At 70.2% G+C, this 22,847-nt stretch carries 25 protein-coding genes; 9 read left to right on the top strand and 16 right to left on the bottom strand.

Annotated elements, in window-relative coordinates; genetic code table 11:
- Positions 1-87: 87 nt before the first annotated feature.
- From C6W10_RS11785 to C6W10_RS11770, 4 genes are all read right to left on the bottom strand, one after another.
- Positions 88-915: a carbohydrate ABC transporter permease gene (locus tag C6W10_RS11785; RefSeq protein ID WP_107258099.1), complete on the bottom strand. Its 828-nt coding sequence runs from the start codon at positions 913-915 to the stop codon at positions 88-90.
- Positions 908-1,888 (bottom strand): carbohydrate ABC transporter permease, encoded by a 981-nt coding sequence (locus tag C6W10_RS11780; protein ID WP_107258098.1) that lies wholly within the window; start codon positions 1,886-1,888, stop codon positions 908-910. Before C6W10_RS11780 ends, C6W10_RS11785 begins: the two co-directional genes overlap by 8 nt.
- 6 nt (positions 1,889-1,894) lie before the next feature.
- Positions 1,895-3,157 (bottom strand): sugar ABC transporter substrate-binding protein, encoded by a 1,263-nt coding sequence (locus tag C6W10_RS11775; RefSeq protein WP_107258097.1) that lies wholly within the window; start codon positions 3,155-3,157, stop codon positions 1,895-1,897.
- Between the two features lie 126 nt (positions 3,158-3,283).
- Positions 3,284-4,450 (bottom strand): ROK family transcriptional regulator, encoded by a 1,167-nt coding sequence (locus C6W10_RS11770; protein WP_107258096.1) that lies wholly within the window; start codon positions 4,448-4,450, stop codon positions 3,284-3,286.
- Positions 4,451-4,531: 81 nt separating this feature from the next.
- Here C6W10_RS11770 and C6W10_RS11765 point away from each other — a divergent pair, with 81 nt between their 5' ends.
- Together C6W10_RS11765 and C6W10_RS11760 are read left to right on the top strand one after the other, a co-directional pair.
- Positions 4,532-5,791, top strand: a complete 1,260-nt coding sequence (locus C6W10_RS11765; protein ID WP_107258095.1) for a Gfo/Idh/MocA family protein — start codon at positions 4,532-4,534, stop codon at positions 5,789-5,791.
- A gap of 49 nt (positions 5,792-5,840) precedes the next feature.
- Entirely contained in the window at positions 5,841-5,987 is a 147-nt protein-coding gene (locus C6W10_RS11760; RefSeq protein WP_107258094.1) for an integrase, read from the top strand.
- A 506-nt stretch (positions 5,988-6,493) separates the two neighbouring features.
- On the opposite strand, the gene C6W10_RS11755 is transcribed toward C6W10_RS11760, so the two are convergent.
- Positions 6,494-6,727: a hypothetical protein gene (locus C6W10_RS11755; RefSeq protein WP_234361712.1), complete on the bottom strand. Its 234-nt coding sequence runs from the start codon at positions 6,725-6,727 to the stop codon at positions 6,494-6,496.
- Positions 6,728-7,018: 291 nt separating this feature from the next.
- Between C6W10_RS11755 and C6W10_RS11750 the strand changes: the two genes are divergently transcribed.
- The 4 genes from C6W10_RS11750 (at position 7,019) to C6W10_RS11735 (ending at position 10,806) form a co-directional block, all read left to right on the top strand.
- Positions 7,019-7,702, top strand: coding sequence for a YcnI family protein (locus tag C6W10_RS11750; RefSeq protein ID WP_159104549.1), 684 nt, complete (start codon positions 7,019-7,021; stop codon positions 7,700-7,702).
- A gap of 16 nt (positions 7,703-7,718) precedes the next feature.
- Positions 7,719-9,479 carry a copper resistance protein CopC gene (locus tag C6W10_RS11745; RefSeq protein ID WP_159104548.1) on the top strand — a complete coding sequence of 587 codons (1,761 nt, stop codon included), beginning with the start codon at positions 7,719-7,721 and terminating at the stop codon, positions 9,477-9,479.
- Complete coding sequence (locus tag C6W10_RS11740) at positions 9,476-10,099, top strand: DUF1775 domain-containing protein (protein ID WP_107258091.1); 624 nt, start codon at positions 9,476-9,478, stop codon at positions 10,097-10,099. Before C6W10_RS11745 ends, C6W10_RS11740 begins: the two co-directional genes overlap by 4 nt.
- Before the next feature lie 314 nt (positions 10,100-10,413).
- Entirely contained in the window at positions 10,414-10,806 is a 393-nt protein-coding gene (locus tag C6W10_RS11735) for a Fur family transcriptional regulator (RefSeq protein WP_107263872.1), read from the top strand.
- A gap of 117 nt (positions 10,807-10,923) precedes the next feature.
- Here the strand turns inward: C6W10_RS11735 and C6W10_RS11730 are convergent, their stop codons facing one another.
- The gene (locus C6W10_RS11730) at positions 10,924-12,015 is read right to left on the bottom strand and encodes a hypothetical protein (protein ID WP_234361711.1); all 1,092 of its coding nucleotides are present in this window, start codon (positions 12,013-12,015) and stop codon (positions 10,924-10,926) included.
- 233 nt (positions 12,016-12,248) lie between these two features.
- Between C6W10_RS11730 and C6W10_RS11725 the strand changes: the two genes are divergently transcribed.
- Positions 12,249-13,385, top strand: coding sequence for a hypothetical protein (locus C6W10_RS11725; protein WP_159104547.1), 1,137 nt, complete (start codon positions 12,249-12,251; stop codon positions 13,383-13,385).
- A 55-nt stretch (positions 13,386-13,440) separates the two neighbouring features.
- On the opposite strand, the gene C6W10_RS11720 is transcribed toward C6W10_RS11725, so the two are convergent.
- The 5 genes from C6W10_RS11720 to rpmB all read right to left on the bottom strand — a co-directional run bounded on the left by C6W10_RS11720 (position 13,441) and on the right by rpmB (position 16,755).
- Positions 13,441-14,217, bottom strand: a complete 777-nt coding sequence (locus C6W10_RS11720; RefSeq protein ID WP_107258089.1) for a TIGR03943 family protein — start codon at positions 14,215-14,217, stop codon at positions 13,441-13,443.
- 43 nt (positions 14,218-14,260) lie between these two features.
- Positions 14,261-15,331: a permease gene (locus C6W10_RS11715; RefSeq protein ID WP_234361710.1), complete on the bottom strand. Its 1,071-nt coding sequence runs from the start codon at positions 15,329-15,331 to the stop codon at positions 14,261-14,263.
- A gap of 202 nt (positions 15,332-15,533) precedes the next feature.
- On the bottom strand, positions 15,534-16,064 hold the full coding sequence (locus tag C6W10_RS11710) for a hypothetical protein (RefSeq protein WP_159104546.1): 531 nt from the start codon (positions 16,062-16,064) through the stop codon (positions 15,534-15,536).
- 287 nt (positions 16,065-16,351) lie between these two features.
- Entirely contained in the window at positions 16,352-16,519 is a 168-nt protein-coding gene (gene rpmG / locus C6W10_RS11705) for a 50S ribosomal protein L33 (RefSeq protein WP_107258087.1), read from the bottom strand.
- Positions 16,519-16,755, bottom strand: a complete 237-nt coding sequence (gene rpmB, locus C6W10_RS11700) for a 50S ribosomal protein L28 (RefSeq protein WP_107258086.1) — start codon at positions 16,753-16,755, stop codon at positions 16,519-16,521. The genes rpmG and rpmB overlap by 1 nt, the downstream gene beginning before the upstream one ends.
- Before the next feature lie 137 nt (positions 16,756-16,892).
- Between rpmB and C6W10_RS11695 the strand changes: the two genes are divergently transcribed.
- Together C6W10_RS11695 and C6W10_RS11690 are read left to right on the top strand one after the other, a co-directional pair.
- Positions 16,893-18,197: a GTP-binding protein gene (locus tag C6W10_RS11695; protein WP_199854015.1), complete on the top strand. Its 1,305-nt coding sequence runs from the start codon at positions 16,893-16,895 to the stop codon at positions 18,195-18,197.
- Positions 18,194-18,454 carry a type B 50S ribosomal protein L31 gene (locus C6W10_RS11690; RefSeq protein WP_107258084.1) on the top strand — a complete coding sequence of 87 codons (261 nt, stop codon included), beginning with the start codon at positions 18,194-18,196 and terminating at the stop codon, positions 18,452-18,454. Before C6W10_RS11695 ends, C6W10_RS11690 begins: the two co-directional genes overlap by 4 nt.
- Before the next feature lie 205 nt (positions 18,455-18,659).
- On the opposite strand, the gene C6W10_RS11685 is transcribed toward C6W10_RS11690, so the two are convergent.
- From C6W10_RS11685 to C6W10_RS11665, 5 genes are all read right to left on the bottom strand, one after another.
- Positions 18,660-18,917 (bottom strand): hypothetical protein, encoded by a 258-nt coding sequence (locus C6W10_RS11685; RefSeq protein WP_159104545.1) that lies wholly within the window; start codon positions 18,915-18,917, stop codon positions 18,660-18,662.
- Between the two features lie 160 nt (positions 18,918-19,077).
- The gene (locus tag C6W10_RS11680) at positions 19,078-20,322 is read right to left on the bottom strand and encodes a GTP-binding protein (protein WP_107258082.1); all 1,245 of its coding nucleotides are present in this window, start codon (positions 20,320-20,322) and stop codon (positions 19,078-19,080) included.
- Complete coding sequence (gene rpmF / locus C6W10_RS11675; protein WP_107258081.1) at positions 20,319-20,498, bottom strand: 50S ribosomal protein L32; 180 nt, start codon at positions 20,496-20,498, stop codon at positions 20,319-20,321. The genes C6W10_RS11680 and rpmF overlap by 4 nt, the downstream gene beginning before the upstream one ends.
- 29 nt (positions 20,499-20,527) lie before the next feature.
- On the bottom strand, positions 20,528-21,802 hold the full coding sequence (locus C6W10_RS11670; RefSeq protein ID WP_234361709.1) for an MFS transporter: 1,275 nt from the start codon (positions 21,800-21,802) through the stop codon (positions 20,528-20,530).
- A 36-nt stretch (positions 21,803-21,838) separates the two neighbouring features.
- Positions 21,839-22,843, bottom strand: a complete 1,005-nt coding sequence (locus tag C6W10_RS11665; protein WP_107258080.1) for an ABC transporter substrate-binding protein — start codon at positions 22,841-22,843, stop codon at positions 21,839-21,841.
- Positions 22,844-22,847: the final 4 nt, after the last annotated feature.

The following is a 22,847-nucleotide window of genomic DNA, read 5'->3' as shown; positions in this document are numbered from 1 at the left end:
CACCACCCGGGTGTGGTGCCGGCGCGAGCGACCGCTGCCAGGTCGGTCAGACCGGTCGCTCCGTTCCTCGCCCGCGGCTGTGGGCTGTCAGCCCTTGTTGCCGGTGAGGGCGATGCCTTCGATGAAGTGCCGCTGCATCACGACGAAGACCGCGATGACCGGCAGGGAGGCGAGTAGCGATCCGGCCATGAGCACCGGGTAGTCGGTCTGGAACTGGCCCTGCAGGGAAGCCAGCCCTGCGGACAGGGTCATCTTGTCCGGGTCGGTGTTGACCACCAGCGGCCAGAAGAGGTCGTTCCAGGACCAGAGCAGCGCCAGGATGGCGAGCGCCAGCAGACCCGGCTTGGCCAGTGGGAGCATCACGGACCAGTAGATGCGCAGCGGTGAGGCACCGTCCAGCCGCGCCGCCTCGTCGAGTTCCTTGGGCAGGCCGAGAAAGAACTGCCGCAGCAGGAACACCCCGAATGCGCTGAACAGGCCGGGCACGATCAGCGCCTGGAGCGAGTTGAGCCAGCCGAGCTTCGCCATGATCTCGTACTGGGGGATGACGAACAGCGGCGGCGGCACCATGAGCACGGACAGGAAGACGCCGAAGAGCAGGTTCCGGCCGGGAAACCGCAGTCGGGCGAAGGCGTACGCCGCCATCGAGCAGAACAGCAGCTGCCCGGCGGTACGCCCGACCGCCACGAGCACGGTGTTGAGGAACTGGTCGCCGAAGGGCAGCAGTTCGAAGACCCGCCTGTAGTTGGACCAGTGCCAATCCGGCTGGATCGTCGGTGGTACCCGGGTCGCACTGGAGAGCGACTTCAGCGACGTGAGGAACTGCCAGGCGAACGGGACGACCATCAACATCGTGCCGACGGCGAGGGCCGCGTGGGTCCCGAGGTGCCCGCGGCGTGTGGTGATCCTAGCCATAGTGGACCCACCTCCGTTGGAGCCGGAACTGCACGGCCGTCAGCGCGACGATCAACAGGAGCAGGGCCATCACGATCGCCGCCGCGTAGCCGCGGTCGTTGCTGGAAAACGCCTTCTCGTAGAAGAGCGCCACCACCGTCTGGATGCGCGGGTACGCCGGGTTGTTGCGCGCGGACTGGCCACTGCCGCCGATCACGTACACCAGGTCGAACAGTTGCAGCGAGCCGATGACCGACAGCACCGAGACGAAGAAGATGGACGGCGACAGCAGCGGCAGCGTAATCCTGCGGAACTGGACGAGCGGCCCCGCACCGTCGATCGAAGCGGCCTCGTACAGCTCCCTCGGGATCGCCTGCATGCCGGCCAGGAAGATCACCAGGTTGTAGCCGAGGGTGGTCCAGATGCCGACGGCAGCCAGGGCGTAGAGAGCGGTGGCCGGATCGGCGATCCAATGCGGACCGTCGATTCCCACGCGCGACAGGACGTGGTTGATCAGCCCGTACTCGCCGTTGTAGAGCCACCGCCACACCATCGCGACCGCGACCGGCATCGTCACCATCGGCAGGAAGAACAGCATCCGGTAGACGGACACCGCCCGCAGTTGGCGCCGGTTGAGCAGTGCGGCGAAGACGATGGCCACCGGAATACCCGCCAGACCCAGCACCGTGTACAGCGTCGTGTTGCCCAGCGCCCGCAGCGCCTCCGCGTCGCCGACGAGAGTCCGGTAGTTGTCCAGGCCGATCCACTCGTGCCCGCCGAACGGCCCCCACTCGCTGAACGAGAAGTACGCCGTCTGTAGCACCGGCCAGAGGTAGAAGACGGCCAGGCCCAACCCCGTAGGGGCGATGAGCAGGTACGCCCAGAGCGCCTCGCTGCGCTGGTGCCGCCAGGACCGGCGGCGCCGGGTCGGACCGGGGGGTACGGGCGGGACGACCGATCCGGCCCGCACGACGCCCGACTCGGTGACCACCATGGCCGGCTACTCCTTCGCCAGCAGGGCGTTCATGTCCTTGGCGAGCGCCGTGGCCGCGGTCGCCACGTCGACCTCACCGCTGTACGCCCGGCTCAGGTGCTTGGCCTCGGCCTCGTTCCAGGCGGCGGTGTTGCGGGAGACCGGGTACGGCACCGCGTACGTCACCGCGTCGAGGAAGTACTGCACCTTGAACCGGGCGTTGGCGCTCGCCCACCCCGTCTGCGTACCCGTGTACGCCGGGATCGGTCCGCTGCGACCGAGGATCTCGGCTGCCGGCCGGGAGCCGAGGAACCGCACGAACTCCCAGGCCTGCTCCGGGTGGCTGGTCTTCGAGGAGACCACGTTGGCGACGCCGTGGATGATCGTGGCCTTCCTGACACCGGTCGGCAGCGGGCCCACGTCGACCCGCGTCCTCGTGTACTCGTTCTTGGAGAACTCCGACACGTTCCACGATCCGCCCCAGTACATGGCGAGCTTGCCGGACTCGAAGAGTTGCAGCGGCTGGGTGTCGGTCATCGTCTTCAGGTCAGGCGACTGCCCGGCCTTGATCAGGTCGGTCCAGAAGCGCAGACCCTCGATGGTGGCCGGCTGGTCGTAGCCGGAGGTCTTGCCGTCGGCCGAGATGACCTGGCCGCCGGCCTGGTAGATGGTGTTGTAGAAGTACTCCTGCCCGGAGGAGACGCTGGCACCGATCGCGTACACGCCCTTGGCGGGATTGGTGAGCTTCGCGGCCGCCGCCTTGAAATCGGCCCAGGTCCAGCCGTCGGTGGGGTAGGCGACCTTGGCCGCGTCGAAGAGTTCCTTGTTGTACCAGACACCCACGGTGTCGAAGTCCTTGGGCAGGCCGTAGACCTTGCCCTCGAAGGTGTAGAGGTCGACGAGGGCCTTGGGGTAGACACCCAGGTCGATCCCGGCGTCGCTGATCCTGTCCGACAGCGGCACGATGACCTTGTTGTCGGCGTAGAGCTGGATGTTCGGACCGTTCATCCAGAACACGTCCGGGGCCGCTCCCCCGCTCACCGCGGCTCGCAGCTTGGTCCAGTAGTCGGTCCAGGGGGTCATCTGCACGTCGACCGTGACGGTGGGGTGCTCCTTGGTGAACGCCGCGGCGAGTTCCTTCATCACCGGCACCTGATTGGTGTCCCACACCATGTAGGAGAGCGTCACCGGGCCGTCCGCAGGATGTTCGTCGCTGCCGCAGGCCGCGGCGGAGAAGGTGAGCGCGGCAGCCAGCATCGCTGCCAGTCCTAACCGCAGGGGTCTCAACATGGGCGTCCCTTCAGACAGGAGACTCAGGTCACAGCACGCCCACTATTAATACTGTCCCTCATAAGTCTGTCAAGACTGGCGCAACAATGTGAAGACATGGCACGGAAGCCGGGGGTGTCGGTGCGGTCAGCGCTTCGGGGCGGCTGGCGCGGCCAGGCCGCTGCCCGGGTCGAAGATGTGCCGCTCCAGGTGGTCGAGGGCGTGCCGGACCGCACCGAGCGCGACGGCATCGTCGGCGAGAGCCGACTGGAGCACCTCCGGGGTCCGGATGCACCGCTTGTCGAACTCCCGCCGGAGCGGTTCCAGCAGCACATCAGCCGAGCGGGAGAAGCCGCCGCCGAGGACCACCATCTGCGGGTCGAGGGCGAGGACCAGCGCCGAGGCGCCAAGCGCCAGGTCCTTCACGTACCGCCGGACCATGGTGAGCGCCCGGCGGTCACCCTCCCGCGCGGCGGCGAAGACGAGCGCGGCCACGTCTTCCGGGTCGGTCCCGGCCGGCGCGTCGGGCCAGGTGCGCAGGTGTTCCTGGGCTCGGATCCAGCCCATCTCCGGCAGCGCCCCGATCTCCCCCGCCGCACCCGCGAACCCCTGGTGCAGCTGGCCGTTGATGATCAGGCCGGTGCCCGTGCGCAGGCCGGCGAGGAGGTAGACGACGTTCTGCGCGTACCGGGCTACACCCCGCCAGGTCTCCGCCAGGGCGGCGAGGCGGCTGTCGTTCTCCACCATCACCGGTCCCGAGACCAGGCGGCTGAGGTGCTCGGCCAGGTGCACACCGGTCCACTCGGGCAGCGCGACCGAGAGCACCACCCGGCCCGCCGCATCGGTCAGACCGCTCGTGGCGACCGTCGTCGCCCACATCTCCGCCCCGGTTCGTCCGGAGCCGGCCAGGCATTCGGCGACCACCTTGTCCACCACCGCCAGCCGTTCGGCCCGCCCGGCGGCGGGTGAGACCGGTTGGCGCAACGCGTGTCGGATCTCGCCGTCGAGGTCGGCGACCATCGCCCGGACCGTGTGTCCGCCGACGTCGACGCCGAGCACCCAGCCGGCATCCGCGCGGAACCGGTACCGCCGGGCCGGCCGCCCCATCGTGCCCGCGGCCGGGTCGACCTGCTCGACCCACCCCTGCGCTTCGAGTTCGCGGAGGACCTCCTCGCTGGCCGCGCGGGACAGACCGGCAGCCCGCGACACCTCCCGCAAGGTACGCGGGGCCTGCTGGCGCAGCGCGTGCACCACCGTGAGGGTGTTGAGCTGCCGCAACCTCGACAGGTCTCCGCCGGCGAGTTGTCCGGTCACGCGCCCACCCCTTGACGTCCGCCGCTGAGGCACCTACTAATGATGGAGAGTCTAATAAGTAGCTCCAGGGAAGGCACCTACATGACTGTAAACCCGGTACGACTGGTCGTGGCGGGCGCCGGGCTGCGAGGACTCGGGTACGCCCGGCACGCGGCCGCGTCCGGACGGGCTCGGGTGACGGCCGTGGCCGAACCGGACCCGAGCCGCCGCGCCCGGTTCGCCGCCGAGTTCGGCGTGCCGCCGGAGCACGTCTACGCGGACTGGCGCGACCTCGCCGCGGCCGGCCGGGTGGGCGACGCGGTCGTGGTCGCCACCCAGGACCAGATGCACACCGAACCGACCATCGCCTTCGCCGAACTCGGATACCACATCCTGCTGGAAAAGCCGATGGCAACCACCGAGGCGGACGCCGTACGCATCGCCGCCGCGGTGCAGAAGGCCGATGTCATCTTCGCGGTCTGCCACGTCATGCGGTACACGCCCTACTCCAAGGCGCTCAAGGAAGTGCTCGACGACGGGGTGATCGGCCGGCTCGTCAGTGTGCAGCACCTCGAGCCGATCGGCTGGTGGCACTACGCGCACTCCTTCGTCCGCGGCAACTGGCGCAACAGCCACACCTCCGGCCCGCTGCTGCTCACCAAGTCCTGCCACGACATCGACTGGCTGCTCCACCTCTTCGGATCCGCACCGACCCAGGTCAGCTCGTTCGGCGGACTCAGCCACTTCCGTCCCGACCAACGACCCGAGGGCGCCACGAACACCTGCCTCAGCTGCCCGGTCGAGCCGTCCTGCCCGTACTCCGCCCCCCGGCTCTACCTCGCCTGCCTCGGCGACCCGGAGCGCGAGTTCTGGCCGCTCTCCGCAGTCACCACCGACCACACCCCGGCCGGCGTCGAGGCGGCACTGCGGACCGGCCCGTACGGCCGCTGTGTCTACGCCAGCGCCAACGACGTCGTCGACCACCAGGTGGTCACCATGTCCTTCGCGGACGGCGCGACCTGCTCGTTCACCCTCACCGCCTTCACCCCGATGAGCGGTCGCCGCACCCGCCTGTTCGGCACCCACGGCTCCATCGAAGGCGACAACAGCACGCTGCACATCACCGACTTCCGCACCGACCGTCGGTGGACCCTCGAGACCGGGGCCGGCGCCGGCAGCACTGCCGCCGAGGGCCACCACGGTGGCGACGCCGCCATGACGGACACTTTCCTGGCGGCCGTCGCCGAGGGCAACCCCTCCCTCATCCCCTCCGACGCAGCCTCCAGCCTGCTCAGCCACCGTGTCGTCTGGGCCGCCGAACACGCCCGTAACACCGGCACCGTGGTCCACCTACCGGGGTAGCCGAGGTACGCACGGGTGTCGGTCCGACGTGCGCCGAGCGACGGCCGAGATGGAAGACGGTACGCAGATCGATGACGACCCGAAGTCGGAGGCGGGTAAGATGATCTATCAGTACGCGACTCGTGACCGCTATCACACCATCGCGGCGGCGCTGGACGCTCTGATCGAGGAGGCGAGAGGCACGATCGCCACCTGATCTGGCACAGATCTGGCACGTAGCAGAATTCGACGCCCTAAGACAGTGATAGCCCTGGTTCCCCGGGATCACTCCCGACCAGGGCTATCGCCATCTCTCACGCAAGGGTGGAGCCGAGGGGACTCGAACCCCTGACCCCCACACTGCCAGTCTGGTAACGATTCTGTCACGCCGTACCGCCGGATGCCGACAGGTGCTTTGAGCAGGGAAAATTCTCTACGTCAAATCACACCCCCTGCCGCCACATGTCGCGCAATGATGGCTATTTGATCTTGGGCTGTGACCACCAATGTGACCACGCTAAGTGTGGGAGGCTTCGTGCCACCCCGTCCGCCCGCCACTGCCCGCACCAGATTGACCAACCCAGGTTTCGTTTACAGTCCACCGGCGTCCGTAGCCTCGGCTGGTAGCCGAGGCTACGGACGGTGACCAAGTGGAGTGGGCCGAGACATGCCTCTCTTGGAATGAGGCGAGTGATCCGGTCACCCGCTGGTGCAGGATCTGATCTACGGTCGGGCGCCGAAGTTGCCGTTCGTCATGGTGGTGAAGCCGAAGGAGTTGCCGCTGCCGTTGGAGCGCATTGTCAGCACGGTGTTGTTACTGCTGAGGGTGGCGCTGCCACTCCAGGTCGTGGTGATGCCCTGTGGGGCGGTGACGGCCACCGTCACGGTCCAGCCGGTGGCGCCGCTGACCGTGACCGAGGTGTTGTAGCGGTCGCCCCAGACCGCGCCGGAGGTCATCGTCGCGGTGCAGCCACCACTGTTGAATGACGGGTCTGTTCTGGCCTCCCCTGTTTGAGATCGTCGCCAGGGCGAGCAGGTACGGAACGCCGACCGCGAACTCAATCACTTCCAAGCTGCGGGTACGACGAGTAGCCATCAGGACCTATCCCACATCGTGGGATACTGGGTGGGGCCGGGAACTAAACGCCGGGCAGTGACGGACTACTGGATCGCGGTGTGCTGCGGCGTCGGCCGTGGCACTGTCTCCGGAGGGGTTGTTCAGCTATGGGTGTCACAGGTCGCCAGGTCGTGAGGATCGGCGCGCTCGGGCTCTTCGTCGTTGCCGCGGTGGCGCTCACCGGGTCACCGGCTGCCGCGCATGTCACGGTGAGCCCGTCGGTCACCATCGCCGACTCGTACACCGTGCTGACGTTCGGCGTGCCACACGGCTGCGACGGCTCCGCCACGACGAAGGTCTCCATCAAGATCCCCGAGAAGATCGTCTCGGTCACCCCGACGGTGAACCCGAACTGGGCAGTGCAGAAGGTCATGGCGGACCTGAACCCGCCGGTGAAGGACAGCCACGGCAACGAGCTCACCCAGCGGGTCGCCGAAGTCGTCTACACCGCGAAGACGCCGCTGCCGGACGACCTGCGGGACACGTTCGAGCTGTCGCTGAAGCTGCCGAACGCCCCCGGCGAGACGCTGGCGTTCCCTGCCGTGCAGAGCTGCCAGCAGGGTGAGACGCCGTGGGTGGAGATGCCCGCCGCCGGTCAGGACGCCGACGAGTTGGAGCACCCGGCGCCGAGTTTCGTGCTGACCGCGAAGGCCGACACCGGTGACGCTGACGCCGCCGTGCAGCCGGTGGCCCGGTCCAGCGACGAGTCCGGCAGCGGTGGCAATGGTGTGGTCGGCTGGATCGGCCTGGTGCTCGGCGCGCTGGGTCTGGTGGCCGGCGGGCTGGCGCTGCTGCGTACCCGCAAGTCCGCCTGACAGGCCGGCGGTGCAGATGGGGGCGTCCGACACGGCGGCGGCGCGGGGCTCGAAGCCCGGTCGGTGGACGCGGTGGACGGCGTCCACCGCGCTCGCCAGCCTGCTCGGTCTGCTGGCAGCTGCCGTCCCGGCGGCGCCGGCAGCCGCCCACGCGGTCCTGCTCGGCACCGACCCGGCGGACGGGGCCGTGCTGACGAGCGCCCCGGCCGAGGTCACGCTGACCTTCAACGAACCGGTGACGGTACGCCCGGGCGGAGTCCGGCTGCTCGACGCGGCCGGTGACGAGATCTCCAGCGACAGCCGGTCAGTGGACACGAAGGTGCTCCTGGCCGTGCCGCCGGACCTTCCCGGCGGCACCTACATCGTGGCGTTCCGGGTGGTTTCGGCCGACAGTCACCCCATCTCCGGCGGGTTCACCTTCGCCGTCGGCGCGCCGAGCGCCTCGGCCGTGCAGTTGCCGGAAGGCCGTCCGGGTCCCGCGCTGAACGTGCTGCGTCAGGCGGCCGAGGGTGCCGCCTACCTCGGCCTGCTCGTCAGCGCGGGACTGCTGGTCTTCCTGCTCGTCCTGCTGCGCGCCGACGCGCCGGTCCTGCGGCGCCGGCTGCTGCGGTTCGCCGCCTGGTCGGCGGCCGTGACCGTGCTGGCGCGGCTGGTTCTGGTGCCGACCGTCCCCGCCTGGCAGGACGGCCGGGACCTGACCGGCCTGGCCGACACCTCCCTGTGGGCGGCCGGCCTCACCTCGACGGAGGGACTGAGCTCCCTGCTGGTCGTCCTCGGCCTGAGCGCCGGACTGTGGGCAACCTCGGCCGCCGCCGGGCCCCCGGCATCCGGCGATGCCGCCGAGGCTGTCCGCACCAGCCGACGCGCGGCGCTGACCGCCGTGGCGTTCGCCGGCGTCGCCCTCGCCTGGGGGGCGATCGCCCTGGTCGGACACACCCGCACGTACGGCCCGGCGTGGCTGGTCGTCCCGGCCGACATCCTGCACGTGGCCACCGCCGGCGTGTGGCTGGGCGGGCTGGCCGCGCTGCCCTGGACACTCACCCGATCGGCCGACCTGCCCGCCGACGCGGCGGCGCGGACTGTTTCGGCGTTCTCCCGCTCCGCCGCCGTCCTCGTCGGTCTGCTCGGCGTCGCTGGCCTGCTGACCGGCTGGCGGATCCTGCGGTCGTGGGAAGCCCTGTGGAGCACCTCGTACGGCCTGGCCCTACTCACCAAGGTCGGACTGACCGCGGTGGTCCTCGCCATCGCCGCACACAACCGGTTCCGCCTGGTGCCCCGCGTCACGGCCGCCGACCACGACGACGGTCCGCCGGCCGCGTGGCGCCTGCTGCGCCGCGCCGTCCGGCTCGAGGCGTCACTGCTCATCGTCGTCGTCGCCGCGACCGGATTCCTGGTCACGCAGAGCCCCACCCCCGACACCGCCCCCCGGCCCGCAGCAACGGACACCGGGGACAGCCCACCCGTGCTGGAGGCGCCGCTGGGGCCCGGACGGGCGGTCGCCCGGCTCACCCCGGGCACGGTAGGAGTGAACTCGATGGAACTCGACCTCTTCGACGCCGCCGGTCAGCCCGTCGTCCCGGTCGCCGATCCGAAGCTGACGGTCCTGCTTCCCGCGATGAACGTCGGCCCGCTGGAACGGAAACTGGCGCGCACCGGCCCCGGCCGATACCAGGCGGTCGTCGACCTGCCCCTGGCCGGCTCCTGGGTGATGCAGGTCAGCGTACGCACCTCCAAGTACGACAATCCGGTCGCCCAGTTCACCGTGGAGGTCGGATGAACGCGCGACGGTGGACCCGGACGGTCGGCGCGGCGGCGGCAGCCACGGTCGCATACCTGGCACTGGGTGCCGCGCCCGCCGCCGCCCACGTCGAGATCGCCGAGGCGCAGCCGAACGGCGACGGCACCACCACCCTCACCTTCAGCTTCGACCACAGCTGCGACAACTCCCCCACCACCGAACTGGTCGTCGCCCTGCCGGACGGAGTCACCGCGACCACCACCGCCACGCCGAACCGCTGGTCCGCCGCAGTCGCCGACGACCGGGTCACGTTCACCGGCCCCGGCCTGGAAACCGCTCAGGTTGGCCTGACCACCCGGATCATCGCCCGAGCGGGCGACACCCTGCACTTCCCCGTCCTACAGCGGTGCGCCGACGGCGGCTCGTACGACTGGATCGACATCACCGCCGACAGCGAACACCCCGCCCCACGGCTGATCGCCACCAACGCCGTCCTGGCGAACCCACCCGACCCGACCACCGCCCCCACACCGGCCGCCGCCGCCGGCGCGGCGCAGCAACAGGGCGGCGGCGCCACCCTGGGCCAGGCGCTGGCCGTACTCGCCGCCTTTGTCCTCGCCGCTGCGGCAGCCGGGTTCGGGCTCGCCCGGCGGGTGTAGCAGGCCGTCATCCGCTCCGGGCCGTGGGCCAGCGGCGCCGTCGGCCGAATTCGGCAACAGCCCACCCTGCTGCCGCCAGACTCGCTGCCCATCGCCGAGGATCAGCTTCGTCGGCGTTCACGTCCGGTAACGGCACTTCACTCCGCTATGCCGGGTCTGGCCCCGTCCCCAGATGCGGCGGACCGTCGAGTTTCTCAACGACGCATAATGGATGCGCCCGCCATTCGGCGTCATCGACGGGGTGCCAGGCGGCCAGGGTTGGCGGCACGGCCAGTGGAGACATTCGCGGAGACGGCGGTACAGTGAACCAGACGATGCCAAATGTGACCCGGAACACTCGGCAGCGGGCCGAGGTGCTGGCCCTGCTGCGTGAGGTCGAGGGCTTCCACACCGCGCAGCAGTTGCACCAGATGCTGATCGCCCGTGAGGCGCGGGTCGGGCTCACCACCGTCTACCGGACGCTCCAACTGCTGGTCGACGCCGGGGAGATCGACTCCACCCGGCTACCAGGCGGCGAGCAGCTGTTCCGTCGATGCAGCCAGGGCAGGCACCACCACCACCTCGTCTGCCGCAACTGCGGACGCACGGTGGAGGTGGCCGGCCCGGCGGTCGAGCGTTGGGCCGACCAGGTGGCCAGCCAGCACGGCTTCACCGACGTCGGTCACACCCTCGAAATCTTCGGCACCTGCGCCACCTGCGCGCGCTGATCCCACCGCCTGCCCGGACCCAGCCGGCCACTGGCACGGAGGACACAGCATCGCAGGACGCAGCTACGGGATCTGACAGTCTCCCGACCTCCGGACGGCGTCACTCCGCAGCCGCGGTCAGACGGTGCGCAGGTCCAGGCTGTGCCGTAGGAACAGCTCCTGGTTACCGGTCGACCACCACAGCACCCCGCCGCGATAGACGACGTCGGCGGCGGCGGGACTGACCTCGACCGGTCTCCGCCGGGCGATGTCGTAGACCAAGAGCCGCACACTGCCGGTCAGGTCCGCATTGCCGCCGAGTTCCGCGTACACGTCGAAGCGGTCGAGCGCGCCGACGTCGGTGACGGCGGTCTCCACCGAGCCCTCGGCGACTCTACGGCGGTCCGTGCCGTCAGGGTTCATCAGATCGATGCGGTAGCCGTCTCCGGTCAACGAGACGACCCGACACCAGCGTGGACTGCAGTTTGTCACCGCCCTGCGGCTCGGCGACACCGCGACGTCGCGGCGGGTGACGACGTTTCTCAGTCTGGTCGAGCCGGAAACGGAAGTAGCGCCGTCGACCAGCCACGGCCACGCCGACAGTTGCCACGTACCCGTCTCCACCGTGATCTGCACCCGGCCGCCGGTCAGCGCCACCGACCGCACCTCGGTCACGTCGTTGTCGGCGGTGGCTACCCAGCGCACCCGGCCGTCCGCGATCACCAGGTCGTACTCCGACTGGTAGAAGCGGGCCTCGCCGGTGTCGACGGTCACCAGCCACGGCGGTCGTCCGTCGCGGAGGTTGACCGCCCACAGTTGCGGACTGCGGTTCCCGTGGCCTTCGGCCCAGACCACCACCTCACCGCTGACCGTGACCGCCGCGATCGACGGGGCGTCGCCGGTCGGCAGACGTCGCAGCTGCCGCAGCGACCCGTCAGCCTGGTGAACCACCAGCCGCAGGAAGGCGCCGTCACGACTCCGAGCGGTGCCGATCGACGTTCGGGCGTCGAGAAACCAGGCTGGGGTGTAGGCGGTGCCGTCGGGCAGGTCGGCGGGAACGCTTCCGCGCTGCGCGCCCGGCCAGGCGAGCACCGCCGACACCGGCGCTAAGGCGGATTGTCGGTCACTGGGCGGAACCAGCAGCAGCACACAGCTCGCCGCCACGGCGACGGTCAGGCTCAGCAGCGTTCTCGCCCGTCGGGGCGCGCCGATGACCGGCCTGCTCGACAAGCCCACCTCCCGGCGACGGGCACGGGGCCGCACCGGGCCATCCGGTACGGGTGACCGACACTGTAAACGGCCCCGCTGATGCCGCATCCCGGTGGTCCGTCGTCCCAGACTCACCTGGTGTCGGCCCGGCTACCAGCGTCCTCGTGCTGCGACCGCTCTCCGCCGCCATCGTGCCCGATCGGAGAACTCGATCGCGATACTGTACGGGTGGACGGCCAGATGGGATGTTCGAGATGAGCCGTGTCGCTGCCCGGCCCAGCACGCTCGCCGGACGGCGGGTGGGCAGCCGCCGGGTCAGCGGGTCGGCCGCCCTGGTCGTCGCGGTCGCGGCTGCCGGCGTGCTGCTCTGGCGACCGCCACCGCCCGAGGCCGGGCCCACCGCCACGCTGCCGCCCCACGCGGCAGAGGTCTGGCCGAACGCCCAGCGCGCCAGCATCAACGCCAGTTTGCCTGATGGCACGGTGTACCATCCGACGCTTTTTCTCGACGCGACGGCCTCGATCGGCACGGCGCCCGAGCCAGGCGCCGCCCACTTGCGGCTGCTCTACCGCGCCCCGGGTGGACAACTGCGCGAACTGCGCCGCCTCCCGAACGTCGACGAGCCGGAGTTCGCCGCCATCGCCGTCGAGAAGGGCACGATCGTCTGGGCCGAGTCGACCATCGACACCAACGGCCGTGCGCATACCGAGCTGTGGAGCGCCGACCTCGCCGGAGATCGGCCGGCCCGGCGGTTGACCGCTGACACCGGCCAGTTCCTGTACCTCGGATCCGAGTACGACCTCGCCATCACCGACGGGTGGCTGCACTGGGCCGCTGCCTCACCTGACCAGGGCACCGACACGGAACTACGTGCGGTGTCCCTCGACGGTGGCCCGGTGACCGTCAAGGCGCAGCCCGGCGACTGGGAACTCTCCCGCTGGCCCTACCTGATCAGCATCGGCAGCGGTGGGCCGATCCGGTTGCACAACGTGGTCGAGCGACAGACGACGCAGGTCGCCGCCATCCCGGACGAGGTGGTCACCTGTAGCCCGAGCTGGTGCCGGTTGCTCGTCGTTCCGCTGGAAGGGCAGCCGCAGAGTGTCCTGGTACGGCCGGACGGCGGCGACCGTCAGGTCGTTCCACCGGACACCGCGCTGCCGTCCGTCGTCGACGTGGCCGCACTCGATCGCTTCGAGGTGCTGACCGAGGGCAACGCCGACAATCCCGAGCAGAGCAGTCGCGTCCTCTACCTCTATGACATCACCCAGCGGCGCACTGTCGAGATCGCGCGCGGCGTCGGCACGGTACAGTCCCGCGGCGGCTATCTCTGGTGGTCGACCGGCGTCGGCAAGGAGACCGTCTGGCACACCCTCGACATGAGGTCGATCTAGGTCCGGTGCCGGTCCATCTTGACGAGGACCAACCCCGGGAATGCCCGAACAAACCTCACTGCTCGTACGGTTGCTTCGGCGGGTCGATCCGCTGCCACGACTCGACCTGGACGTAGGGGATCTCCACCTCGTTCACCGGATCCTTGCCGAGCTGCGTGGTGTACCGCCCGATCACCTCGACCCAACTGTCCGGCGGTAACCCGGCGGGCACGTCCCCGGACATGCCGAGCTTGATCGGCCGGCCGTCGGCAGCGCAGCAGGACAGCATCATCCGAGCCAGGATCGGTTCGCCGTTCGGTCCGGGGGCGATGAAGCCGGTGAGCTGCACCCGCCGGTCGCGGAGCGTGTCGCCCTCGTCGAAGATGGCCCGTCCGGCGTAGTCGAGCAGTCCGATCTGGACCGGGTCACCCGCCGGCAACGGTGGATAGATCTCGACTTCCTGATTGGCCAGCACCGTCCCGGACTGCCCGGCCGCATACGATCCGAGTGCCGGTGGCGACAGCAGCAGCAGCCCGAGTGCGGGCAGGATCAGCAGCCAGCCCACCCGGGGTTCGTGGTGCCCGTGCCCGTCGTCGGCCGGTCCGTCCCCATCTCCGTCTCCACCGCCAGCCTGTCCATGGTCGTGGCCGCCCGCCCCGCCTGCCACGCCAGGACGCCGCAGCAGATCGTGCAGCAGCGTCATCACCGCGGCGACCACCAGTACCGCACCGGCGGCGATCAGGAATGGCCGCAGCCCCTCCTTGACGTACCGCAGGTAGACGTCGGTGAGGCTGGCCTTGAGCACCGACCCGCCGAGCAGCAGCAGGACGACCGCCTGCGCCTGCCGGTTCACCGGAAACCTCCGGCCCGACCAGTGCTCCGCACGCGAATTCCGGTCACAGCAGCACCGCCCCCACTCCCACCGCGACCAGCACGGCGACGACGAACGTCGTCGGCGCGAACCGGGCCGCGAACCGGCGACCGAAGACGCCGGTCTGCATCGAGATCAACTTCAGGTCGACCATCGGACCGACCACCAGGAAGGCCAGCCGGGCCGTAAGCGAGAACTGCGACAGCGAGGCGGCCACGAAGGCGTCGGCCTCGGAACAGATCGACAGCAGCACCGCCAGTATCGCGAGCGCGAGCACCGACAGCACCGGATTGTCGGCCAGGGTTTGCAGCCAGCGTTCGGGCACCAGCACGTTGATGCTGGCAGCGGCCATCGCGCCGAGAACCAGGAAGCCGCCGGCGTGGACGATGTCGTGCCGTACCGCCGCCCAGAACGCCCTGGCCTTCGACAGGTCGTCCAGTTCGGGCCGGTGCGGCAGCCGGATCCAGTCGGTCCGGCCCAGCCGCAGCCAGAGCCACCCCATGATCATCGCGACGGCCAGGCTGGCCACCGCCCGGCCGACCACCATCTCCGGATTGTTCGGAAAGGCGACCGCGGTGGCGGCCAGCACGATCGGGTTGATCGCCGGAGCGGCGAGCAGGAACGCCAGTGCGGCGGCCGGAGTCACGCCCCGCCGGATCAGTGAACCGGCGATCGGCACCGCACCACACTCGCAACCGGGCAGCACCACCCCGGCCGCGCTCGCCACCGGTACGGCCAGCGCGGGATGTCGGGGCAGCGCTCGCGCCCAGAACGACCGGGGCACGAAGACGGCGATCACCGCGGAGAGCGCCACCCCGAAGACCAGGAACGGCACCGCCTGCACCATCACCGAGACGAAGACCGTGGTCCAGGTCTGCATCCGGGGGGTGGAGATCAGCGATGCCACCGGTCCCCGGAACATGATCAGCAGGATCAGCAACAGCGCGAGTACCTCGACCGAGCCGACCCGATCCCCGAACGGACGCCGCCAGGAGCGGGCCGGCTGGCCGGACTCAGCCGGCTGGTCATCATGGTCGGCGTCGACACGCTGGTCGCGCTCGCCCACCGGGGCCCCGCCCGGATCCGGTTCGCTCACGGGCACGACCGGGTCGGCGTCGTCCCCCGACCCGGCAAGCCGAGCGTCTACTCGGTCCGGTACGACCACGGTGCCGACCTGCCTCTCACCGGAGAAACTGGGTCAGTCACTCTAACCCGAGGCACAGCACCCCTCACCACACCTGGCAGCCGCAGTTTCCAGGCGGCATCCGACGCCGTAGCCCGATCAGCGCGGCGGCGTTCTACTTGCCTTCCGGCGCGCCGTCGGACGTCAACGCGCCCTGCCCCGGCACCGCGGGCAGGAAGACATGGGCGTGTCCGTTCCCGGCATCGACGTTGAGTACATCGAGCTGGGTCGCCGCCGTCGACCAGGTGGCGACCGCCACGTCCCGCTGACGCCCGGCCAGATCCAACAGCGGCGGTCGTCCGGCGTCCGGCGCGGCCAGCGCGGCCGCGTACGTGTCGACGGCAAGGTCGAGGGCCCGCACGGCCGCTGCCAGGCCGGAACGAGCAATGTTGACACCCGTGCCGGCGGACGGTGGGTCGGCGAAACCCTCGACCGCCGTGCCGGTCGCCGTCTGCCAGTCGGTCACGACGGTCCGGGCCGCGAGCGGACCGGGCGCCGCGCCCGCCACCGGCACCGCCACGGCCAACCCGTCGAGAACAGGTACGAGGCTTTGCTGCACCTGCCTGGCCTGGGCAGTGAGGTCGACGATCTGCGCGGCGTCTCGCCGTGCCTCTTCCGCGCGTAGCCGCGCCACCTCGTCGGCCATCGGCGCCTCGTCGCCGCCCGCCGTCACGGCACCGATCGGGCCGGCGAGTAGTGCCCCGAGCGCGAAAGCCAAGGCGAGCATGGCCAGCCGGCGACCGGCGGATGTCGGAACGGCCGGCGTGGACCCGCGCGGCCCGGAGCGCAGCTTGGTTCGGTTGCTCATCCCTCTCCTTCGAGTCTGGCGGGGCGGCCACCGCCGCTGGCCGGGCCCCCGCAGATGGGGTTAGAGCATGTCACCCCCGGATACGCCGCCGATACGGCTGGATCCCGGGTGCCGTCGCGACCGGGTCAGCGCTCCTCACGGAAGTCGACGTGCCGGCGGACGATCGGGTCGTACTTGCGCAGGACCAGCCGGTCGGGGTCGTTGCGGCGGTTCTTGCGGGTGACGTACGTGTAGCCGGTGCCGGCGGTGCTGCGCAGCTTGACCACCGGTCGGATGTCGGTCTGCCGGGCCATCAGAGCTTCGCTCCCCGGACGCGCAGCTCGGCCACGACCTTCTCGATGCCCTTGCGGTCGACGGTGCGCAGCGCCTTGGCGGTGAGCCTGAGGGTGATCCAGCGCTTCTCCGAGGGCAGCCAGTAGCGGTGCCGCTGGAGGTTCGGGTTCCACCGGCGGCGGGTGCGCCGGTGGGAGTGGGACACGGCGTTGCCGAAGCTGGGCTCGGCGCCGGTGACCTCACATCGTCGGGACATGGCATCTCCTCTGCTACGGATGGACGACTTCTGCGGCTCGACGACTCTGTCGCGGATCGACCGCGACGACCCGGGGCCCGGATCGCCGCCGGCCGCCATACTATAATGGCAATCGTTTTCGTTTACCTGTGAGGATCGTGATGTCGACGTCACCACTCGCCCCGGCCGACACCAGCACACCGGCGGCCGGCAGCCGCCCGTCGTTGACCGTGCTCAGCGGCTTCTGGCCGTCCGCGACGTACGCGGTCGCCCGGACACTGCTCGCGGCGGACCCCTCGCTGCTGCTGGTCCGGCACGACCTGACGGCCGTACGCGACGGCGTGGTACGCCGGACGGTCCGCGACGGCACGGGTGTGTTGGAGGACGAGCGGATCACGCTGGCCCACGGCTGCGTCTCCTGCACGCTGCGCGAGGACGTGCTGCCCACCCTGGCCCGCCTGGTCCACACCCATCCCGGCCGCGACCTGGTGCTGATGCTGCCCGAGGTGGTCGAGCCGGAGGCGGTCGCCGCCGCCTGCCAGCACTGCCTGGTCGACGGCGCCCCGATCACCGACCTGCTCCGGATCGACTCGTACGTCACCGTGGCCGACGCCGAGCACCTGCTCGACGGACTGGCCAGCACCGACGACCTCAGGACCCTCGACATCCACGCCGCCGACAACGACGACCGAGGGCTCGCCGACGTGATCGTCCGTCAACTCGAGTACGCCGACACCGTCGTCCTGTGGGGACAGTCACCGGAGGGGGCGTACGACACCGATCGCCTCTCGGTACTGCTGGCGCGGATGGTGCCGTGGGCGACGCAGGTGCGCGTCGACGGCGACCTCGTCGACGCGTACACCCTGAACCGGCAGCTGCGCGGCACCGGCCGGCACCACCCGGAGACTCCGGGCGTGCTGACTCGCGGCCTGCAGGGCCACCTCCTCGGCGTACACGAGCCGCACCCGGACTGCGGCGTGGTGTCGGTGGTCTACCGGGCCCGCCGCCCGTTCCACCCGGAGCGGCTGCACGACGCGCTGGAAGACCTCGGGGCCGAGGCGATCCGCTCCCGTGGCCACCTCTGGCTGGCCAGCCAGCCCCACACCGCCGTCGCCTGGGACTTCGCGGGCGGCGGGCTCGGCCTCGGCAGCCTCGGGCACTGGCTGACCGCCCTGCCCGAGGAGCACTGGGAGCACCAGCCGGTTCACCGGCAGCTCGCCGCCACCCTCGACTGGGACCCCTACTACGGCGACCGCCACCAGCACCTGGTCTTCATCGGCCTGGACCTCGACCCGGCCGACCTGCACCGCACCCTCAACCGCTGCCTGCTCAGCGACGCCGAACTCGCCGACGGCGAGGAAACCTGGCGCCGCTACCCCGATCCGTTCGCCGGCTGCTTTCCCCTCCCCGACCTTGACCCAGCCGACCAGAACCCGACCGACACCGAAGGAGAACCCGCATGAAGCCCGGCATCCACCCGGAGTACCGGCCCGTCGTCTACCGCGACCGCGCCGCCGACTTCGCCTTCCTCACCCGCTCCACCGCCACCAGCGACCAGACGGTCGAGTGGACCGACGGCAACACCTACCCCGTCATCGACGTGCAGATCTCCTCCGCCAGCCACCCGTTCTGGACCGGCCGGCAGCGCTTTGTCGACACCGAGGGCCGGGTGGAGAAGTTCCGCGCCAAGTACGCCCGACACGGCGCCAAGCAGCACTGACGACCAGCACGGTACGCATCGACCGGGCGGCGCGGGTAGGCCACCTGCTGGTCGGTGCGGCCGAGAACGATCGCATCTGGTACCTGGCTGGGCCGTCGAATCGACCTGGAATCACTCGAGGCACGAAGCGTGTACGGCGGCCATCGTCGCTGACCGGTGGTCGCCACCGGCCCGCGGTCCCTCTCGCGACCGCGGGCTGGTGTCGTCAGTCCGGCCGCCGGTCAGCCTGCCGGACCAGGTTGACAACCTCGGTTACCTGCTCCGCGCGCTCCACCGGACCGACGAGCGAGCCGCGCCTGCCCCTGCCGTCCGGGCGGCTCCCGTTGTGCACCAAGAGAACCAGCGGCGCTCGGTGGCAGGCTCCCAGGCACTGCCCCCGGACGAGGACGGCACCTCTGCTGCCCCGGACCACCTCGCGGAGCACGTCGAGCAGGTCAGCGCCGCCGGCAACGACCGATCCCACCGCCGCGCGGGAGCGTAATGCCCGGCACCGCTGCCCGTCGCAGAGCACCACCACGACGCCCCCGGGACCCGACGGAGAGGTGGTCACGGCGCCTCCCCGGCGACCCGGAAGGCCAGCAGCGCCCGGTTGCCGTTCCGCCGGAGCGTCCCGCCGGGCATGGTCAGTGAGGGCCGGCGGCGCCGACCGGCGCCGGGTGCTCGTGATGGTCGAGGTCGGCGAGTTCCCAGGCCGGGAAAGGGTCGGGTAGGTCTCGCCAGGCGTCCTCGCCGGCCGCGATCTCGGCCTCGGTGAGCAGGCAGCCCTCCAGCGCCGTACGCAGCCCGTCGGCGTCCAGCCCGACGCCGATCAGGACGAGTTCCTGTTGCCGGTCGCCGAAGACCGGATGCCAGCGGGCTTCGAGGCCGGCCCGTTCTGCCGGATCCTCCGGCCACTCTGCGGAGACCACGACCGGCACGCCGGCCGGGTCGCAGCGCCCGGACGGGCCGGCCTGGGACCAGAGCGCCTGCACGTCCGGGCGGCTGGCCAACCACAGGAAGCCCTTGGACCGCAGTACGCCGAACCGGTCGAGCCCGTCGCCGAGCAGGTCCCACAGCCGCTGCGGATGCAACGGCCGGTGGTCGCGGAACACGATGCTGGAGATGCCGTACTCCTCGGTCTCCGGGACGTGGCCGCCGTTGAGTTCGGCCACCCAGCCGGGTGCGGTTTCCGCCCGCTCCAGGTCGAAGCGGTTGGTGTGCAGGATCTCCGCCGGGGGCACCCGTCCGTGTACGGCGCGGACCTGCCGGGCCGCCGGGTTGAGCCGGGTCAACAACGCCTCCACCACCGCGAGGTCGTCCGCCGTGACCAGGTCGGTCTTGTTCACCACCAGGACGTCAGCGAACTCGATCTGGTCGACCAGCAGGTCGGAGACGCTGCGGTCGTCGCCGTCGTACGCGGCCAGCCCGCGCTGCTCCAGCGTCTCTCCCGCCTCGATCCGATCGAACAGACTGGCCGCGTCGACGACGGTGACCGTGGTGTCCAGCCGGGCGATGTCGTCGAGCACCTGCCCGTCCTCGACCCCGAAGGCGAAGGTCGCCGCGACCGGCATCGGCTCGGAGATGCCGCTGGACTCGATGAGCAGATAGTCGAAGCGATCCTGCCGGGCCAGCCGGGCCACCTCGTCGAGCAGATCGTCGCGGAGGGTACAGCAGATGCAGCCGTTGGTCAGTTCGACCAGCCGCTCCTCGGTCCGCGACAGCGCACCGCCGTCGCGGACCAGCGCGGCGTCGATGTTGACCTCGCTCATGTCGTTGACGATGACGGCGACCCGCAGTCCCTCCCGGTTCGCCAGCACATGGTTGAGCAGGCTGGTCTTGCCGGCACCGAGGAAACCGGAGAGCACCGTCACCGGCAGCCGAGCGGTCACGGCTGCTCCACCACCTGGCGCCCCCGGTAGAGCCCGCAGTGCACGCAGGCGTGGTGCGGCAGCACCATCTCCTTGCGCGGGCAGGGGCACGGGGTCAACGGCGGCAGGCTCGCCTTCCACTGCGCCCGTCGGTGCCGGGTGTTCGACCGGGACATCCTCCGCTTTGGTACAGCCACTGGCGATCCTCTCATCGTGAAAGCCCAGGCTATCCGATTTGATTTTCGTTGTCATTACGGGCCGGATGACGGTGAGGGTGAGAGTTGGCGAAACGCCGGGCGCTGGGGACGGTCGCGGCGAGTGCGGGGGCAAGGAAGCAGACGAGCGCGGTGGTGCCGAGTACGGCGGTCGCGCCGAAGGTGTGGATCGCGGGGGCGATAAGGGCGAGCCCGAGCGGGGCGAGTCCGTAGGAGGTGAGGAAGTCCAGCGAGGAAACCCGGGCTAGTTTGCGGGGTTCCACTTCACGTTGGGTGGCGGTGAACCACGGCACGTTGAACAGTTCGATCCCGATGCCGGCGAGTACGTACGCGGCGATCACGAGGAGGGGGTGCACGGGCAGCATGAGGCTGAGTGGGGCGAAGCCGTAGCAGGCCAGGCCGGCGAGCGCGGCCCAGCCCTGGCTTCGCGGGCGCCACCGTGCGATCAACAGCGCACCGGCGAGCGCGCCGATGGTGTACGCGGTGGCCGCCCCAGCCAGGACGGCCTCGGTGCCGTACCGGTCTCGGCTGATCAGCGGTAGGGCGACCCCGGTGGCGGAGTAGCCGGTGGCGATGACGGCGGTCAGCGCGCCCAGACCGGCGAGAAACCAGGGGTGTCGGCGGGCTTCGCGCACTCCGTCGGCGAACTCGGCGAAGAAGGTGCCATGGTCCTGTCCGGTGGGTGGTGCGGGTGCCCCCGCCGGCGGTAGCAGGGCCGTGGCCAGCCAGAGAAGGGCGATCCCGAGTAGCAGGGCATTGGTGTCGAGGACGGTGGCCAGCAGCGCGGTCAGGGCGGGTGCGACCAGCGTGGTGACCCGGACGGAGAGGGTCATGGCGGCGTTGGCCTGCTGGCGTCGTCTTTCGTCGACGACCTCGGCGGTCAGTGCCTGGAACGCCGGCCGACATGCGCCCTGTCCGGCCCCGGCGACCGCTGCCGCGACGGCTGTCAACGGCATCGACCAGCCCGTTCCTGCCGCGATCACCGGCGTCGCGGCAGCGGCGGCCAGCCCGGAGAACAGCACCACCCTGCGGCGGGAGTAGCGGTCGGCGATCACCCCGCCGACGGCGACCGCGGCGAGGAATCCCACCGTGCGGGCGGCCAGCAGCAGCCCGAGCCCGGCCGGGGAGAGTTCATGGTCGAGTACCGCGAGGCCGAGCACGAACGGCAGTGCCCAGGTCGCCAACCCGGAGGCGGTGGTGCCCGACCACAGCCGGAGAAACGCCTGATCCCGCAGGATGGACGGCTGACTGACGGCGTTCTCGGGAAGGCGGGGCGCTGCGGTCACGGGCGGGTTTCCTCCTCTGCCGATTCGTCGCCGAGGTCAGGGCTGGAGGTTTCGGAGGTATGCAGCGAACTTCTCGAGACCGTCGACGTTGCGTGGTCCGCTGATTCCCTCGTTGTAGTCGAGGACGAAGAACCGGTTGTTGACCACGGCGGGCAGGTTCCTGGTGGTGGGGAAGGTCTTCAGGAAGTTGATCTTCTCCTGGGCCGGCTTGTCTCCGTAGTCGAGGATGACGATGATCTCCGGCTGGCCCTGGACGACGGCTTCCCAGCTCACCTGGGTCCAGCGCGCGTCGAGTTGCTCGAAGATGTTCCGGGCGCCGGCGAACGAGATGATGTCGGTCGGTGGCACCTGACGGCCGGCGGTGAAGGGCTGGTCGGTGCCCGAGTCGTACAGGAACACCGGCGTCCGGTCCGTGCCGGTCGTCTGTGCCTTCACCGCCTCGACGCGCTGCCGCAAGCCTTGGACGGTCTCGGTTGCCCGTGCCTCGACCCCGAAGATCCGGCCGAGGCGCTCGAGGTCGGTGTAGAGGCCGTCGAACGGGGTCGTCCGCTGCGGGAAGCCCGGGTAGTTGAAGCAGGATTCGGTGTGCATGAAGCTCTGGATGCCGAGGCCGTCGAGAATCTCCGGGGTGATTCCCCGCTTGTCGCTGAATCCGGAACCCCAACCGGCGACCACGAAGTCGGCCTTGGCGTCCACGACCAGCTCCCGGTTGAGTAGGTCGTCGCTGAGGAATTCCACCTTCGCGTACTCCTGTGCCCAGGGTGACTCGGTGACGGGTGGATTGGCCGGCGGCATGACGTACCCGTGGACATGGTCGGTGAGGCCGAGCGCGAACATCTTGTCGGCACTGCCGCCCTCGTAGACGACGGCCCGGCGGGGGGTGGTGTATTCGACCTCCTCGCCGCAGCGTTGCACGACCACCTTCCGGTCGGGGGCGGCGGAGTCGTCGACGGTGGCTCCGCAGGCGGACAACAACGCGACGACGACAAGGGCAGTCGCGGTACCGCGGATGGTCGCGGAGCGCTGGTGAGGGATGGACATCGAT

Source organism: Plantactinospora sp. BB1 (genome assembly GCF_003030385.1).
Classification (GTDB): Bacteria; Actinomycetota; Actinomycetes; order Mycobacteriales; family Micromonosporaceae; genus Plantactinospora.
Note: the sequence above shows the minus strand (reverse complement) of the source record. Positions and strands in the feature narration are given on the sequence as shown.